The organism is Photorhabdus bodei, from assembly GCF_003287735.1.
Classification (GTDB): domain Bacteria; phylum Pseudomonadota; class Gammaproteobacteria; order Enterobacterales; family Enterobacteriaceae; genus Photorhabdus; species Photorhabdus kayaii.
Genome location: NZ_NSCM01000119.1, coordinates 1 through 1,652 on the forward strand (window position 1 = coordinate 1; position 1,652 = coordinate 1,652).

At 43.5% G+C, this 1,652-nt stretch carries 3 protein-coding genes; 1 reads left to right on the plus strand and 2 read right to left on the minus strand.

Translation table 11 applies throughout. From position 1 onward, the window contains the following. Positions 1-65: 65 nt before the first annotated feature. Positions 66-263, plus strand: coding sequence for a DUF7706 family protein (locus tag CKY02_RS22965; protein ID WP_112897003.1), 198 nt, complete (start codon positions 66-68; stop codon positions 261-263). A gap of 47 nt (positions 264-310) precedes the next feature. On the opposite strand, the gene CKY02_RS22970 is transcribed toward CKY02_RS22965, so the two are convergent. Beyond that, the gene (locus CKY02_RS22970; RefSeq protein WP_110087159.1) at positions 311-742 is read right to left on the minus strand and encodes an SMI1/KNR4 family protein; all 432 of its coding nucleotides are present in this window, start codon (positions 740-742) and stop codon (positions 311-313) included. Further along, the gene (locus tag CKY02_RS25280; RefSeq protein WP_191214983.1) at positions 739-1,020 is read right to left on the minus strand and encodes an HNH/ENDO VII family nuclease; all 282 of its coding nucleotides are present in this window, start codon (positions 1,018-1,020) and stop codon (positions 739-741) included. Before CKY02_RS25280 ends, CKY02_RS22970 begins: the two co-directional genes overlap by 4 nt. Between the last annotated feature and the right edge of the window lie 632 nt (positions 1,021-1,652).

The following is a 1,652-nucleotide window of genomic DNA, read 5'->3' on the forward strand; positions in this document are numbered from 1 at the left end:
TGAGATTAAGCTGCGGATGCGGGAGATGCTGGCTGAGTACAACGCGGGCTAAGGGAGAGGATAAAATGAACACGGTGATTGAACATTTACAGGACATTCAGTTAACCCACATTGAAGCGCTGGCCTTGGCCCAACTGGTTAAACGGTTGAACTGGACGGAGATACGCGCCTGTGCCGTGAATGACGAAGAAGCGTATCAGATCAAAGATGCGATCTCTAAGCTCCAATCTGCTCTAGCGTACAGTGGGTATGCGCCACGGTAGATATTAATAAGGCTGGAAGATCTTTGAGATCTTCCAGCCTTTCATATTTATTTATATGACATCAATCGCTTATATAAAAACTCAATGAAATTGCTTGCATATAATTTATTTTCTGTTCCTAATGATATATAAACTTCGACCAAATTATTTGTGTTGAAATAAAATTCTTCTCCGAAGTCTGTATTTGAGACAACTAACCTTCCTTCATTAAGGTAATTATTAGCTATTGTATTTTGATATACTAAATCACCGCCAATAGCTTCCTCAAACGGAATGCAATATATGCTATATATCTCATCTCCACATATATCACCACCGCCAAAATTATTCAAAAACCATTTATAATCATCAGGTAATGTTAGTGATAATGCTTTTTCTGTTTTATTTATCCATTCAGGAGAGGGTGCATCATCTGCACTTCCCATATTTAATAAATCGGGATATTCCGCGAATAAATCTATTAATTCATCTCTGTTCATTTAAAATCTCCAGCTCTATTGATCCAATACTGTTCTCGCCATTTATTAAATGTAGCTCGATCTATTCCTGAAGGAATCGTATTAGGATTTATATGAATTGCTTTGTGATTAACTTTATGGAATGTTTGGCTCATTTCAGCAATAGGACCGTTTTGAGTTTGTAACATATGATGTAAGTTTACAGCTTTTCCATCATGCCCAACAGGGGCCCTACCTGATGCCATTCGTTCAATATTAGTTCCTCGAATCACTTTTCCTTGATCTCGCCATGCCGACATATGTTGAGGATCAAACAGATCATTTCTTTGATATACCTTATTCCCTTTAAATGTAATCGGGTCTGATGACCAATATTTTCTCTTTTGACTATAGTCAGTTGGACAGCCAGCAAGACCCAGCGGATCAATCCAGTTTGCCGGATTATGGACGTACGCATACGGGTTCGGACCCCCATTTAGCCCTAGCGGGTCTTAGGGACTATCCCGACGCCATCATACAGTTTAGCGGAGCTTTCCCCCTGATTTAGCAGCCTTTTTCTCCACCGCTTTTTCCCACCCTGTTAAAGAACATGTTAACTCGCCCCGACGAGCACTTGGCCGATTTTAGCTCACTTTTTCCCCGATGTCAGTGTCGGGTTTCCGCCCGCTTTTCCTGCCAGAACCGGTTTTTATTGGGAACCCGTGGCGGCGGGGCAGCTTGTCTGCGCCGCTGACGCGGGTTGGCCGGGTGCGGGCTGGCGAAGCCCGCTTATCGATGGATTTCTGCGGGGAGCCCCCGCCCGCGCTGTCTCTTAGTCACATCTCTACATCAACCGATTTAGCCAGTAAATACCCATCAATAAGCGTTTGTAGCAGGAACCAGCCTTCCCATAGTCTTTCCCACCCGACCCGGCCTGTCCGTTTTGAGTCAT